At 73.1% G+C, this 13582-nt stretch carries 12 protein-coding genes; 8 read left to right on the top strand and 4 right to left on the bottom strand.

Annotated features, from left to right (window positions below; translation table 11 throughout):
* Positions 1 to 33 precede the first annotated feature (33 nt).
* Together WMF33_RS08665 and WMF33_RS08660 are read left to right on the top strand one after the other, a co-directional pair.
* Positions 34 to 2148: a M13 family metallopeptidase gene (locus tag WMF33_RS08665; protein WP_437336700.1), complete on the top strand. Its 2115-nt coding sequence runs from the start codon at positions 34 to 36 to the stop codon at positions 2146 to 2148.
* Positions 2149 to 2178: 30 nt separating this feature from the next.
* Positions 2179 to 2817, top strand: a complete 639-nt coding sequence (locus WMF33_RS08660) for a glutathione S-transferase family protein (RefSeq protein ID WP_061629692.1) — start codon at positions 2179 to 2181, stop codon at positions 2815 to 2817.
* Between the two features lie 172 nt (positions 2818 to 2989).
* Here WMF33_RS08660 and ggt read toward each other — a convergent pair whose 3' ends face one another.
* From ggt to WMF33_RS08645, 3 genes are all read right to left on the bottom strand, one after another.
* A complete protein-coding gene (gene ggt / locus WMF33_RS08655) occupies positions 2990 to 4897 on the bottom strand; it encodes a gamma-glutamyltransferase (RefSeq protein ID WP_437336699.1) in 1908 nt (635 codons plus the stop codon).
* A gap of 274 nt (positions 4898 to 5171) precedes the next feature.
* On the bottom strand, positions 5172 to 6554 hold the full coding sequence (locus WMF33_RS08650) for a DUF2403 domain-containing lipoprotein (RefSeq protein ID WP_437336698.1): 1383 nt from the start codon (positions 6552 to 6554) through the stop codon (positions 5172 to 5174).
* Positions 6551 to 7570 (bottom strand): lipoyl protein ligase domain-containing protein, encoded by a 1020-nt coding sequence (locus WMF33_RS08645; RefSeq protein WP_437336697.1) that lies wholly within the window; start codon positions 7568 to 7570, stop codon positions 6551 to 6553. Before WMF33_RS08645 ends, WMF33_RS08650 begins: the two co-directional genes overlap by 4 nt.
* A gap of 36 nt (positions 7571 to 7606) precedes the next feature.
* Between WMF33_RS08645 and WMF33_RS08640 the strand changes: the two genes are divergently transcribed.
* The 3 genes from WMF33_RS08640 (at position 7607) to WMF33_RS08630 (ending at position 10552) form a co-directional block, all read left to right on the top strand.
* Positions 7607 to 8548 carry a serine/threonine-protein kinase gene (locus WMF33_RS08640; protein WP_061623696.1) on the top strand — a complete coding sequence of 314 codons (942 nt, stop codon included), beginning with the start codon at positions 7607 to 7609 and terminating at the stop codon, positions 8546 to 8548.
* Between the two features lie 61 nt (positions 8549 to 8609).
* Entirely contained in the window at positions 8610 to 9560 is a 951-nt protein-coding gene (locus WMF33_RS08635; protein WP_437336696.1) for an AraC family transcriptional regulator, read from the top strand.
* Between the two features lie 80 nt (positions 9561 to 9640).
* Positions 9641 to 10552 carry an SDR family oxidoreductase gene (locus tag WMF33_RS08630; RefSeq protein WP_437336695.1) on the top strand — a complete coding sequence of 304 codons (912 nt, stop codon included), beginning with the start codon at positions 9641 to 9643 and terminating at the stop codon, positions 10550 to 10552.
* 131 nt (positions 10553 to 10683) lie between these two features.
* Here WMF33_RS08630 and WMF33_RS08625 read toward each other — a convergent pair whose 3' ends face one another.
* Positions 10684 to 11265: an arsinothricin resistance N-acetyltransferase ArsN1 family B gene (locus tag WMF33_RS08625; RefSeq protein WP_437336694.1), complete on the bottom strand. Its 582-nt coding sequence runs from the start codon at positions 11263 to 11265 to the stop codon at positions 10684 to 10686.
* A gap of 49 nt (positions 11266 to 11314) precedes the next feature.
* Here WMF33_RS08625 and WMF33_RS08620 point away from each other — a divergent pair, with 49 nt between their 5' ends.
* From WMF33_RS08620 to WMF33_RS08610, 3 genes are all read left to right on the top strand, one after another.
* Positions 11315 to 12259 carry a LysR family transcriptional regulator gene (locus WMF33_RS08620; RefSeq protein ID WP_437336693.1) on the top strand — a complete coding sequence of 315 codons (945 nt, stop codon included), beginning with the start codon at positions 11315 to 11317 and terminating at the stop codon, positions 12257 to 12259.
* A gap of 95 nt (positions 12260 to 12354) precedes the next feature.
* Positions 12355 to 12753, top strand: coding sequence for a VOC family protein (locus tag WMF33_RS08615; RefSeq protein WP_437339456.1), 399 nt, complete (start codon positions 12355 to 12357; stop codon positions 12751 to 12753).
* A 28-nt stretch (positions 12754 to 12781) separates the two neighbouring features.
* The gene (locus WMF33_RS08610) at positions 12782 to 13480 is read left to right on the top strand and encodes a CPBP family intramembrane glutamic endopeptidase (RefSeq protein ID WP_437336692.1); all 699 of its coding nucleotides are present in this window, start codon (positions 12782 to 12784) and stop codon (positions 13478 to 13480) included.
* The last annotated feature ends 102 nt before the right edge of the window (positions 13481 to 13582 follow it).

Here is a 13582-nt window from a genome sequence, read left to right as displayed (position 1 = left end):
CCGCGCAGCGCGCGGTTCGTGGTAGAGCGCCGCATGCGCACGCAACGACCGCTCGCAGCCCCCCTCGCGATCACCCTGGCCCTCTCTGCGCTGCCGGCCTGCGGCCCGGCCGCGGGCCCGCCACCTCCGCCCCCCTCGGCCGTGAAGGCGGCGGCCCCCCCGCCTGCGCCGCAGGGCCTCCCGATCGTCGAGACGAAGCTCGAGAACGTCGGGCTCGACGAGGCCGCGCTCGACCGCTCGGCCAACCCCTGCGAGGACTTCTATCAGTTCGCCTGCGGCGGATGGCTGGCGAAGACGGAGATCCCGGGCGACGAGGCCATGTGGATGCGGAGCTTCAACGAGATCGAGCAGCGCAACGAGGCGGAGCTCCGGCGCATCCTCGAGGAGGCGGCGCAGGCCGGCGACCGGGATCCGGTGAGCAAGAAGATCGGGGCCTACTACGGCGCGTGCGTCGACGAGGCCGCGATCGAGGCCGCCGGCGCGAAGCCGATCGCGGATCTCCTCGCCAAGGCGCGGCGGGTGCGCGACCCGAAGAGCGTCGGGGCGCTCGTCACCGAGCTCCACAGCCGCCGCATCTGGGCGCTGTTCGACATCGCCTCTGCGCAGGACATGAAGGACGCGACGCGCGTCATCGCCCAGCTCGACCAGAACGGGCTCGGCCTGCCGGACCGCGACTACTACCTGAACGAGGACGACAAGTCGAAGGCGCTCCGCAAGACCTACGAGGAGCACGTCGCGCGGATGATGCGGCTCGCCGGGGCCCAGGAGGCCGCAGCGAAGGCGGCGGCGGTCGACGTGGTGCAGATCGAGACCGAGCTCGCGAAGATCTCGAAGACGCGGGTCGAGCGGCGGGACCCGAAGGGCCTGTACAACAAGATGGATCGGGCGGCGCTCGCGAAGGCGGCGCCGGATTTCCCCTGGGACGCGTACTTCCAGGGTCTCGGCCGCCCGGACATCAAGGAGGTGAACGTGACCTCCGTCCGGTTCTTCGAGGGGCTCTCGCGGCTGCTCAAGTCGGCGAAGCCCGCCGCGTGGCAGAATTACCTGGCGTGGCACGTGGTGCGCTCCCTCGCGCCCGCGCTGTCCAAGGCGTTCGTCGACGAGACCTTCACGCTGCAATCGGCGTTCACCGGGCAAAAGGAGGTCCGGCCGCGCTGGAAGCGCTGCGTCGACGCGACCGACAACGCGCTCGGCGAGCTGCTCGCGCAGCCGTTCGTCAAGACGAGCTTCTCCGGCGAGAGCAAGCCCGCGGCCGAGGCGATGGTGCGCGCGATCAGCGAGGCGTTCGGCCGCGAGGTGCGGGCGCTCGACTGGATGGATGAGGGCACGCGGCAGCGCGCGCTCGCCAAGCTCGGCGCGATGGCGTACCTCATCGGGTATCCCGACAAGTGGCGGACGTACGATTTCGAGGTCGATCCCAAGTCGTACGCGAAGAACGCGCTGGCGGCGCGCGCCTTCCACACGCGGTGGGATCTCGGGAAGATCGACAAGCCGGTCGATCGCGACGAGTGGCAGATGAGCCCGCCCTCGGTGAACGCCTATTACGATCCGCAGCGCAACCACATGGTCTTCCCCGCCGGCATCCTCCAGCCGCCGTTTTACAGCGTGAAGTCGGGCGTCGCGGTGAACCTCGGCGGCATCGGCATGGTCGTCGGGCACGAGCTCACGCACGGGTTCGACGACGAGGGCTCGCAGTTCGACCAGAAGGGCAACCTGGAGGACTGGTGGTCGAAGGAGATCGCCGCTGCGTTCAAGGCGAAGACCGAGTGCGTCGAGGCGCAGTACTCGGGCTACGAGGCGCTGCCGGGGGTGAAGCTGAACGGCAAGCTGACGCTGGGCGAGAACATCGCGGATCTCGGGGGCCTGAAGCTCGCGTTCGCGGCGTACCGCACGATGCGCAAGGGCGCGGCGGAGCAGACGGTCGCGGGCGGGTTCACCGAAGATCAGCAGTTCTTCCTGGCGCACGGGCAGGCGTGGTGCGGCAAGATGCGCGACGAGGCGCTCCGGCTGATGGTGCAGGTGAACCCGCACTCGCCGCCGCGGTTCCGCGTGAACGGGCCGCTCGCGAACCTGCCGCAGTTCGCCGAGGCCTTCAAGTGCGCGCCCGGCACGCCGATGCGGCCGGCGAAGATGTGCTCGGTCTGGTAGCCGCGGCCGTCGTTGGAGAGAGGAGGAACCATGATCCTGATTGGCCAGTACGACTCGCCGTTCGTGCGCCGCGTCGCCGTGGCGCTCCAGCATTACGGGCTCGCGTACGAGCACCGCCCGTGGTCGGTGTGGGCCGACGCGGAGTCCATCGCGAAGTACAACCCGCTCCGGCGCGTGCCCGTGCTCGTGACGGACAGCGGGGAGTCGCTCGTCGAGAGCGCGGCGATCCTCGACGCCCTCGACGACCTGGTGGGGCCCGATCGCGCGCTCCTGCCGCGCTCGGGCGAGGCGCGCCGCGCCGGGCTGCGGGTCTGCGCGCTCGCCACGGGGCTCGCCGACAAGGCGGTGAGCCTGCTCTACGAGCACGTGCTGCGCGCGGGCGACCGCCGCAGCCAGGTCTGGGTCGACCGCTGCGCCGCGCAGCTCGGCGAGACGCTCGATCTCCTGGAGCGCGAGCGCGCCGCCCGGGGCGGCGATTTCTGGTTCGGCGCCTTCACCCACGCCGACATCGCGGTCGCCTGCGCGCTGCGGTTCATCGGCGAGGCGCACCCGTCCGTCACCGACGCGGCGAGGCGGCCGGCGCTGGCCGCGCACGCGGCCCGCTGCGAGGCGCTCCCGGCGTTCGCGGCGGTGGTCCAGCCCCTCCACGTGGCCGTGAAGGCCTCCTGACGCGCGGCTGCTGCTGGAGCAACACCCCTACGGATCGTCTGTTGCTCCGCCAGCAGCCGGCCCTTGCGATGGCCCCGTCGCTCCGACCGCACCTGCCAGCACCGCGGCGTGGGCCGCCGAGGCCGAGCGCGCAGCATCGCTGACGTTCTACCGAGCCTTCAGCGCGCCGCGCCTACCGCGGCTGCGCGACCATCGCGCTCCCGCCGTGACGTCGGACCGGCTCGGCGACCGCGGTCACGGTGCCATCGCCGTGGAAGCGGAGGGCGGTGGCCGCGCCGATCTCGCCGCCCAGCGTGGCCGCGTCGGAGAGGGCGTGGCCCAGGGACGCGAGCCCCTCGGCCTCGGGGGCGCTCAGGAACGCCGTCTCCGCGTCGGTCGATCCGTCGCCTGAGTTGCGCTGCGAGAGGCGCGGCGCCGAGAGCGCTTCGTCGATGGGAAGGCCGAGGTCGATGTGATTCACGAGGATCTGCAGCACCGTGGTGATGATCGTGGACCCGCCCGGAGAGCCCAGCGCGAGCGCGGGCTTTCCGTCCTTGAGGACGATCGTCGGGCTCATGCTGCTGCGCGGGCGCTTGCCCGGCTCGGCCACGTTGGGGTGCGGCGCGCTCGGGTCGGGCGGGATGGTGAAGTCGGTGAGCTCGTTGTTCAGCAAGAAGCCGTAGCCGGGGACCACGATTCCGTTGCCGCCCTCGTACTCGATGGTGCACGTATAGGACACGATGTTGCCGGCGGCGTCGCTGACGGTGATGTGGGTCGTCTCGTTGTCGTCCGCGTCCTTCGGGCCAGCGCTCCCGCCCTTCGCCGCCCGGGCGCGGCCCGGCGCGGGGCTCGGGTCGCTCTGGAACGCGTAGGGGTCGCCCGGCGCCGCCGCGGCGGAGGGGGCCGCCGCGAGGTCGATCAGCGCGCGCCGTGAATCGGCGTAGTCCTTCGAGAGCAGCCCCTTCACGGGGGCGTCCACGAACTCGGGATCGCCGAGGAGAGCGCCGCGATCGGCGAACGCGAGCCGCGAGGCGCCGAGGTAGCGGTGGAGCACCTCGACCGGCGTGAGGGTCGCCATGTCGTAGCCCTCGAGCAGGTTGAGCGCCTGTGCGACGGCGATCCCGCCGCTGCTCGGGAGGCCAACGCCGTAGATGGTGTAATCCCGGTACGTGGTCGAGAGCGCCGGGCGGACGCGGGTCTCGTAGTCCCGGAGGTCGGAGAGCTCGAGCACCCCGGCGCGGACGTCGAGCGCGCTCCCGAGCTCGACCGGAGGCTCCTTCACCGCGGCGACGATGGCCGCGGCGACCTGTCCTTCATAGAAGGCCTTCTCTCCGCTCTCGGCGATGAGGCGGTAGGTGGCGGCGAGATCCGGGTTCTTGAAGAGGGTGCCGAGGGGCCACGGCTCCGCGTCGGGCCCCAAGAAGAGCGCCTTCGTGCTCGTGATCGCCTGGAAGCGCGAGAGGTTCCGCTGGGTCTGATCGAAGAAGGTCTGGTCGACGTCGAACCCCGCTTCCGCGACCTGGATGGCCCGCTGGAGCACGTCCCCGAGCCCGAGGGTGCCATAGCGGCGGAGCGCGTCGCTCCAGCCCCGCACGGCGCCGGGGACGCCGACCGACAGGCCGCTGGTGACGAGCTCGTCGAACGCCACGGGCGCGCCGTCTTCGTAATAGAGCCGCGCCTCGAGCCGCGACGGCGCCGTCTCGCGGTGATCGAGGGCGATCACCTCGTCCCCGTCGGCGAGGTAGATGAGCATGAAGCCGCCGCCGCCGATGCCGCAGGAGAACGGATCGGTCACGCCCAGCACGCCCGCCGCGGCGACCGCGGCGTCGACGGCGTTGCCGCCTCGCTTCAGGACCTCGATGGCGGCCAGCGTGCCGCGGAGATCGACCGTCGCCGCCGCCCCGCGCTGCCCGGTCGCCGTCGGCGCGATCGTCGGGAGCTGGGCGAAGAGATCGCCCTCGGCGCCGCCCCCGGAGGCGTCCGGCGCCGCGCCCGCGTCGCTCCGATCGGCACCGCCGGCGCCGATCGGAGCGAGCTTTTCGTTCGGGCTGCACGCGGCGCAGAGGAGGAGGAGTGCGACGAGGGGCGTGTTGTTCTTCATGGCTTCTCTCGCGAAGAGCGCCGGGCGCGGCCACGCTGGGGCGTCCTGCCTCACGGGGCGACAGCGGCTGTGAAGCTCTGTCCAGGAGCAGCGATGTGGCGCTCGCCGTCTCCCGGAAAATCACAATGCAATCGCCGTACCGGCGCCGCGGCCGGCCCGCGAGCGCCCGCGGCCGGCCCGCGATCGAGCGGACCGGCGCGGTCGGGCCGGCGCGGATCGGCGAGGGATTGGCGACATCCCCCCGCCGGCCGGCGCTCGGGCGCCTGCGCGGGCCTCAGCGCTCGGGGAGGCGCAGCGCGGCGAGCCGATCCATCGACGCCTGACTCACCTCTTCCGGCAAGCCGGGGAAGATCTCCGCGGCGCTCGCCGGGATCGCCGCGGGGTGCACGATGCCCACCTGGACGGTGCGCTTCGCCTCGTCGAGCAGGATGAAGAAGAACCGATCGTCGAGGGGACGCCGCCACACCGGGCAGCCTCCGCCCGGGTCGTCGGCGTCGAGGACGGCGCCGGCGTCGAGCGCGGCCTGTCCGCACGCGTCCAGCAGATCTGCGGTGTCGGGGAACGACGCGACGTCGCAGCGCTGCTTGCCGCAGACGCTCCCGCCCAGGTGGCCGACCTGGTACGAGCGGAGCCCGGTGCTGAGGATATCCCGGTTGCCGTACTCGAGCCCTTCGGCCTCCGACACCGTCTCGAAGACGTTGATCTCCCCGCAGCCGTCCCCCACCCCGGGGTCGGTGTTCGCATAGCAATGGCAAGGGTGATACTTGCCCCAGCCGTCGCGCATCAGCTCCGACGCCGAGAACCCGACCCACGGCGCGTCGGTCCAGCCGTCGCTCGGGCCGTCGGCGCAGCTGAGCTGCGCGAGCGCCGGGTCGTCCGCGTAGGGCATCGACGCGAGCAGCACCACGAGCTTCGAGCCCTCCCAGCCGTGGTAGTTCACGTCGGGCCCGCCAGAGGGGCAGTACGGATCGCTGCCCGGCCCGCAGGGGAAAGGCGCGTCGCGCATCGCATACCAGTGGCATGCATTGCCCAGATCGCCGGTGAACGCGCCCGCGCCGTCCGGCCCGGTGAGCTTGAGGTCCGCGAGCGCCTGCGGCGCGCGGCGATCCCAGAACGAGCGGCGCACCCAGCGATCGCCGGCGCCTCCCGGCTGGTAGACGGCGAGCTGCTTGGCGCGGAGCGGCCCTCGCAAGATGAGGGTCATCTGCTCGTTGAAGGGCGAGAGCGACGCGCTCGTGACCTCGTGGCGCGTACGGCAGCAGAACTCGTCGCCCCAGGAGAAGTTGAGCGTCGTCGACTCGACGTCGCAGCGCGGGTCGCCCGGCTCCGCCTCGATGCGGCGACCCCAGTAGCCGGGCGCGCCGATGTTCTGGAACGTCATCGTTCCTCCGCGGGTCACCGGCCCGACATTCTCCGTCGGATAGGGATCTCCGCCCGGCGCTCCCCCGCTCCCGACGCCGGCGGCTCCGGTCCCCGCGGCGGCTCCGGTCCCCGCGGCGGCTCCGGTCCCCGCGGCGCCGCCGGTGCCGCCGTTCTCGCCGTGAGCGGCGCCGCTCCCGCCCGGCGTCCCGCCTCCGCCTCCGCAACCGGCCGCCGCCATGGCGAGCCCGAGCGCGGCCGCCGTCCCGAAGAGATCCCGTTCGACTCGCCTCTTCATGAGCTGCCTCCGTGCCCCCCAGGTCCTCGATCATCGCGAACAGCTGCTCCCGCCGAGAGCGCGCGCTGCGCGAGCGCGCGCAGGTCGGAGAGGCTCGCCCCCTCGAGCGGCGCGGTCCCGGCGTCCAGGGGCGCGGCGGCCTCGCCGCGGCCGAGCTCCTCCAGGAGCCAGCGCCCCGTGAGGACGTCGCCGCCGAGCCATGCGCGCGCCGGCGCCTCGCCGAGCGCCGCGGCCTCGATCCAGCCGATGGGCACGCGCGCGACCACGGCGGCGCCGGCGCCCGGCGGCGCCGGGTCGTCGGGCGCGGTGATGGGCTGGAAGGGCCCCTCGCCGAGCTCCGGCGCCTCGCCGCCGTCGACCCGCGGGAGCCCCGCGCCGAGCGCGACCGCGTCGACCACGGCCTGCGCGAGCGCCTCGAGCGAGCTCCGCGCCGGGAGGACCTCGGCCAGCGCCGCCGGCGCCTTGCCCAGCCAGCGGTCGACGGCGCGCTCGTCGGGCGCCGCGAGCTCCGCGGGCACCGCGAGCGGCGCGTCGTGGCCGGCGAAGACCTCGATGAGGACCGCGCCGTCGCGCGCCGCCTCGACGCCGAGCAGCGCGGCGGGGCGGCGCTGCAGCGCGATCCACTCGCGCCCGCCGTAGTGCGCGGGCGCGCCGGCGCGGGCGAAGCCCTTGAGGAAGCCGCGCACGTTGCGGTTGAGGAGCGTCCGGGCCGTGGCGTCGGGCGCGAGCGCGGCCACGTGCGGCAACGCCAGGGTCCACACGACGCCGCGCCCGCCGAGGAAGGCGGCGGTGCCGGTCGTGGCGCGCCGCACGACCGGCACGCCGCGCGCCGCGCAGACCGCGAGGTCGACCACGCGCGCGGCGCGCTGCAGGGCCCCGAGCACCACGGCGGGGCCGTCGACGAGGCTCGCGGCGAGCCACGGCGCCTCCGGCGCGGCGCGGGCGCGCGCGAGCAGCGCCGGGCCGAGCGCGAGCGCGCCGGCGAGGGGGCGATGGGCAGGCGGGAGGGAGCGCATGGCCCCGCGGGGCGGCGCCGGTGTTACCATCGCTCCATGTTGACCGAAGAGGAGCTGGCAGAGCAGCGCGTCGGCACGCGGATCGGCCCGTGGGCGGTGGAGCGCGTCCTTGGGGTCGGCGGCATGGCGAGCGTCTTCTTCGGCCGCCGCGCCGACGGGTGCGTGGCGGCGGTCAAGGTCCTGCACGCCGAGCTCGCCAGCATCGACGAGGTGCGCAAGCGGTTCCTGCGCGAGGGGCCGATCGGGAACGCGCTGGCCGCCGTGGCGCCGCTCTGCGAGGGGCTCCCCCAGGTGCTGGAGTCCGGGGCCACCGACGACGGCGCGGTCTACATGGCCATGGAGATGCTCGAGGGAGAGACCGTGTTCGACCGCATGGTCCGGCACGGGACGCTCCCCGTCGGCCAGGTGATCGCGCTCGCCGAGCGGGTCCTCGACGTGCTGATCGTGGCGCACGAGCACGGCATCGTACACCGCGATCTCAAGCCCGAGAACCTGCACATCGGCAACGACGGGCGCGTGCGGGTGCTCGATTTCGGCCTCGCGCGCGTGCTCGACCCGCTGCTCGAGGACGTCGCCGGCGTGCCCGAGATGACGAAGACGAGCACCGGCGTGTCGATCGGCACCGACGATTACATGGCGCCCGAGCAGGCGCTGGGCCTCATCCGCGAGATCGACGGCCGGACGGACCTGTTCGGCCTCGGCGCGACGATGTTCCGCCTGCTCGCGGGGCGCACGATCCACGGCAACCTGGACGAGGCGCGCCTGCTCATCGCCGTCGCCACCGAGAAGGCGCCGCCGCTGGCGCAGCACGCCCCCACGGCGCCGCCGGGCCTGTGCGCCGTGGTGGACCGCGCCCTCGCCTTCCTCAAGCAGGAGCGGTACCCCGACGCGCGGACGATGCGGGGCGACCTCGCCGCGGTGCGCGGCGGGCGCGAGCCGCCGTATGCGACGGCGGCGGCGGCGAGGGGGCGGGCATAGCGCGCTGGCGACGCGCCGGCGACGCGCTGGTGAGCTGCGCGGCGCGGTGTACGCTGGCGGCATGCTGCAAAGATCCAACGCTCGGCTCCGGCACGGGCCCAGGGGCCCGCAGGCCGCAGGGCTCCATCGCGCGGCGCCAGCCGGCGAACGCGCGGCGCTCATCGCCTGCTACGCGGAGGCCGAGGGATGCACGGACGCGGCGTTTCCCGGCCTGAAATTCGTCCGTGTGTCGCGCCCGACGACCTGTCGGATCCTGCACGCGCTCGGTCCGGCGCTCACCGTGGTCGGTCAAGGCAGGACGACCGCGCGGTTCGACGAGGTCGAGCTCGAGGTCGACGCCTCGCGCTATGCGGTCGTGGCGAGGGACGCGGCGTTCGAAGAAGCGATAACGGAGGTCGACAGCGCCTCTCCGTACCTCGCCATGAGCCTCGAGATCCCGCCGGACGCGATCGCCAGGATGCTGCTCGCGCTGGCCGACGCGAGCGCCGAGCCTAGGGCCGAGTCGGCTCCCGCCGTCGTCTCGGACCTCGACACGCCGATCGAGGACGCCGTCGTCCGGCTGCTCCGCGCGATCCGCGACCCGGTGGAGCGCCGGATCGTCGCCCCCCTGGCGTTCGAGGAGCTCGTCTTTCGCCTGCTCCGCTCGGAGGCCGCCGCGATGGTTCGAGGCGCCGTGGGGCGCGACCGCGACGCGGACAAGATCCACGCGGCGATGCGCTTCCTCCGCGCGAACGTCGAGCGGCCGCTGTCCGTGGAGGAGGTGGCGCGGCACGTCGCCATGAGCCCGTCGCATTTCGCGCATCGATTCCGCGCCGTCGCCCGCGTCTCTCCGATGCGCTACCTGAAGCAGCTGCGCCTCCAGCACGCGCGCGCCCTCCTGCTCTCTGGCCTGCGCGCGAGCGAAGCGGCGCAGCGCGCCGGGTACGAGAGCGCCTCGCACTTCACCCGCGACTTCAAGCGCCGCTTCGGCGCCGCGCCGGGCGACTACGCCGAGCGCCTCCGGAAGCCGTAGCGCGCCGGATCGCAGGATCGGGCAAGAGAAGCGCAGCTCTCGCCCTGCCCCACCCCCGGGCGCGACCATAGACTCCCGCCATGATCATCCTCACCGGCGCCACGGGGCACCTCGGCTCGTCCGTCCTCAAGCACATCCTCACGCTGGTCCCCCCCTCCGAGATCATCGTCTCGTTGCACAACCGCCTGGCTCGCGCAGAGCTCGAGAAGGCGGGAGTGCAGGTGAGGTCGGGAGACTATACCGACCCCAGATCCCTGGAAGACGCGTTTCGAGGTGGAGACAAGCTGCTGATCGTCTCTCATCCGTCCTTCTCCGACGACCTGCGCGTCACGTCGCACAAGAACGCGATCGACGCAGCGGTGAAGGCGGGGGTGAGGCATGTCTACTACACCTCTCTCGCCTTCGGGCGAGAGAGCAAGGCAGCCGTGATGAGGGCGCACCTCGACACGGAGGCGTACCTGAGATCGCGCGGGATCACCTACACGATCCTCCGAGAAGGCGTGTACATGGAGAGCTTCCCCGTCTTTCTCGGCTTCTTCGGCGCCGGACACGACGAGGTCGTCGTACCGGGCGACGGTGGGGTCGCCTGGGCCGCGAGGGACGACCTCGGAGAGGCGACGGCGAGGATCGTCGCGGGCGGCGGATACGAGAATGAGACGATCGCCCTCGTCGGGCCAAAGGCGTACACGCTGGAGCAGACCACCGCGCTCATCTCGTCCATCCTCGGCCGCGAGATACGCTTCTCGCTGGTGAGCCAGGACGAGTTCGTGCGGCGGAACAGCGCGAACGGAGATGTCGCGAGGTTCTGGGCGTCCACGTATCCGGCGCTGGAGGCAGGCGAGGCGTCCAGCGTCAATCCGCTCCTGGGGGCGGTCCTCGGGCGGCCGCCCGTGTCCTTCGCGTCGAGGTTGAGGGAGCTGCTCGAGCTCGAAGCGGAGCCGCGGAAGGAGCTCTCCAGCTGGATCGACAACGGACGAGGGCCAGCGCGCTGAGCGCTGTCCGCCCTCGCTATGCCTATCGGATCGCGGCGCCGCCGGCGCTGGGCCGCACGCTCCAGTTTCTCGCGGATCATCTCTGAGGCATACGCAAGGCGGCCGCCCTGTGCGCCGCGAACGGCACGACCTCACTCCACGGCTCCGGGCTCGAGGATCGCCGTCCACGCCGGGTGCCCGGCCATCTCCGCCGGCGTCCGCGGCGGCGCGGGCGCGCCGTCGGGCGCGCGCAGGGCGAGCCGCCACCAGCCGACGTCGCGCCACGCGCCCTGCTTCCAGCCGACGTCGCGGTAGACGCCGACCGGCTCGAAGCCGAGCGCCTCGTGGAGGCCGACGCTGGCCGGGTTCGGCAGCGTGACGCCCGCGTGGGCGACGTAGAAGCCCTGCAGGCGCAGGAGCTCCAGCAGCGCGCGGTAGAGCGCGCGGCCGACGCCGGTGCGGTGGTGCGCGGCGTCGATGTACACGCTGGTGTCGACCGACCACCGGTATGCCGCTCGCTCGCGGTGGCGCGCCCCATAGGCGTAGCCGACCACCGCGCCGTCGCGCTCGAGGACCAGCCACGGCGCGTGGGCGAGCACGCCCGCGATGCGCGCCGCCATCTCGTCCACGGTCGGCGCCACCAGCTCGAACGAGATCGGCCCCGAGACGCTCGGGGCGTAGATCGCCGCGATCGCCGCGGCGTCGCCGGCGTGGGCCATTCGTACGGTGTCCATGGCGGTGAACCTAACGGCCGCGCTACCATGCTTCAATGCAATCGAAGCAATGGTTCGCATCGATATCCTCGATGGAAGCGCCTCCGTGGACGTCGCCCAGCTGACGGCCTTCCTGCGCGTCGTGCGCGAGGGCAGCTTCACCCGCGCCGCGCGGACGCTGGGCATCGGCCAGCCGGCGGTGAGCGCGCGCATCGGCGCGCTCGAGGCCGAGGTCGGCGGCGCGCTGTTCACCCGCGGCCGGCGCGTCGCCCTGACGCCGCTCGGCGAGGGCTTCGTCCCGTTCGCGCGCCGCGCCACCGAGGTGCTCGCCGAGGGCCTCGAGGCCGCGCGGCTCTCGCGCACCGGACAGCGCGGCCGCGTCACGCTCGCCTCGCTCGGCTCCGTGGCCGCCGGGCTGGTCGGCCCCGCGCTCGCGACCGTGGCCGCCGCGCACCCGTCGCTCGAGTGGCTGGTGCGCTCGGCCGACCACGAGGGGGTGCTCGCCATGCTGTTCGACGGCCTCGTCGAGCTCGGCGTCGTCGTGTGGCCGTGCCTCGACACCGGCGCTGCCGACCTGACCCGCCTGTTCCTCCTGCGCGAGCCGATCGTGCTCGCGGTCGCGCCGGATCACCCGCTCGCCCGCCGCCGCCGCGTCGATCGCGACGATGTCGCGCGTCTCGGGCGCCCGTTCCTGCGCCTGCGCTGGTGGCGCGCGCATCACCCCGAGGTCACCCGGCTGGCGGAGCGCGCCGCGGTGTCGATGGATGTGCCGATGGAGACCGCGCGGTATCTCGTCCTGCGCGGCGCCGCCGTCGGCTTCTTCCCGACCACGTACATCGCCGACGATCTCGCCGAGCGAAGGCTGGTCGCCGTGCCCGTGCACGATCTCGCGCCGCTCACGCGCACCATGGCGCTCGTGCGCGGCCGCCGGCCCGCGCCGCCGGCGCCGCCGACCGCCGCCGTGATCGCCGCCCTGCGTGAGCAGGCCCGGGCGCTCGGCATCCTGCGCGGGTGAGCGGCCGCGCGTCCCCCGTGCGCTCCCCGTTCGTGGCGGCCCGAGGATTGACGAGCTACGCCGCGCGGCGCTAAGCACGAAGGAGCACCCTCATGATCATCCACCACACCGGAATCGGCGTCTCCGATGTCGCCCGTTCGGCAGCGCTCTACGACGCCGCGCTCGGCGCGCTCGGTTACCGTCGGGTCATGCAGCTGCCGGAAGACACCGGCGCCGATGCCGTGGGTTACGGCGTCGACTATCCGGCCTTCTGGATCGATCGGTTTCACCCCCACAGCACGCGGAACCATACGGCTTTCGCGGCGCGCAGCCGCGCGGAGGTCGATGCCTTTCATGCGGCGGCGTTGAGGTCGGGCGGCACCGACAACGGCCCGCCTGGGCTGCGCGATACCGCGGAAGGGTATCCGCCCGGCTACTACGCGGCGTTCGTGCTCGACCCGGACGGCAACAACATGGAGGCGCTCTTCATGGAGCGCGGCTCAGCGGCGCCTTAGCCCGCGACGGGCTCGCCTGGCTCCTGTCATGTCCGCCCGCGCCCGATCAGCGCTGCAAGCCCTCGTCGTCGCCGCCGTCCTGCTGACCCTCCTCGCGCTCGGCGAGGCGGCGCGCCCCGCCGCGCGGAGCCTCTCACCGCGCGACATCGCCCAGGGAGTCGCCGCCGGCGGCGGCATCTTGCTCGGCAGCATCGCCGTCATGCTCGCCGTGTTCCGGGAGCGCTGGACCACGCTCGGCTTCCGGCGCGAGGCGCCGGCCGCCGTCCTCGGCTGGGGCCTGCTCGGGCTGATCGCCAGCTACCTGCTCGCCGGCGCGGGGACGGTCGTCTATGGGCTGACAGCGGGCGTCTCCCCGGAGCAGCTCGCCGCTCAGAAGACCGCCGCGCTCAGCGGCTTCTCCGAGCTTCCGCCGGCGCTCATCCTCCCGCTCGCGCTCTTCACCGGCACGTACGAAGAGCTGGTCTTCCGCGGCTTCTTCATCTCGCGCCTGCGCGCCGCCCTGTCCCCAAACCCCCACGACCCCGCCGCCGCCGCTGGCGCCGTCGTGCTGACGTCCGCTCTGTTCGCGATCGGCCACTTCTATCAAGCCACGCTCGGCGTCGTGCAGACCTTCGCCATCGGCCTGGCGCTCGGGGCGCTCGCGGTGCGACGGGACAACGTCTGGCCGTGCGTCGTGGCGCACGCGGGCATCAACCTGATCGGGATGCTCGCGCTGCGGCTCGCTTGAAGCGGCGCCCCGCGGCCCGTCCTCGTCGTGAAGGGAGCGGGGTTGTCACGCTGGCACGTGACATGTCGCGCGGCGCGCTCCGAGGACAGCGATCTTCCTGGG

The organism is Sorangium sp. So ce394, assembly GCF_051474665.1.
Lineage (GTDB): Bacteria > Myxococcota_A > Polyangia > Polyangiales > Polyangiaceae > Sorangium > Sorangium cellulosum_D.
The sequence above is the reverse complement of the archived record's forward strand: the minus strand, read 5'-3'. Positions and strand labels throughout refer to the sequence as shown.

Coding starts and splice junctions, on each gene's coding strand:
- WMF33_RS08625 (WP_437336694.1), bottom strand. CDS start 11,265: ATGGACACCGTACGAATGGCCCACGCCGGCGACGCCGCGGCGATCGCG.
- ggt (WP_437336699.1), bottom strand. CDS start 4,897: ATGAAGAACAACACGCCCCTCGTCGCACTCCTCCTCCTCTGCGCCGCG.
- WMF33_RS08620 (WP_437336693.1), top strand. CDS start 11,315: ATGGTTCGCATCGATATCCTCGATGGAAGCGCCTCCGTGGACGTCGCC.
- WMF33_RS08665 (WP_437336700.1), top strand. CDS start 34: ATGCGCACGCAACGACCGCTCGCAGCCCCCCTCGCGATCACCCTGGCC.
- WMF33_RS08630 (WP_437336695.1), top strand. CDS start 9,641: ATGATCATCCTCACCGGCGCCACGGGGCACCTCGGCTCGTCCGTCCTC.
- WMF33_RS08640 (WP_061623696.1), top strand. CDS start 7,607: ATGTTGACCGAAGAGGAGCTGGCAGAGCAGCGCGTCGGCACGCGGATC.
- WMF33_RS08645 (WP_437336697.1), bottom strand. CDS start 7,570: ATGCGCTCCCTCCCGCCTGCCCATCGCCCCCTCGCCGGCGCGCTCGCG.
- WMF33_RS08635 (WP_437336696.1), top strand. CDS start 8,610: ATGCTGCAAAGATCCAACGCTCGGCTCCGGCACGGGCCCAGGGGCCCG.
- WMF33_RS08660 (WP_061629692.1), top strand. CDS start 2,179: ATGATCCTGATTGGCCAGTACGACTCGCCGTTCGTGCGCCGCGTCGCC.
- WMF33_RS08650 (WP_437336698.1), bottom strand. CDS start 6,554: ATGAAGAGGCGAGTCGAACGGGATCTCTTCGGGACGGCGGCCGCGCTC.
- WMF33_RS08610 (WP_437336692.1), top strand. CDS start 12,782: ATGTCCGCCCGCGCCCGATCAGCGCTGCAAGCCCTCGTCGTCGCCGCC.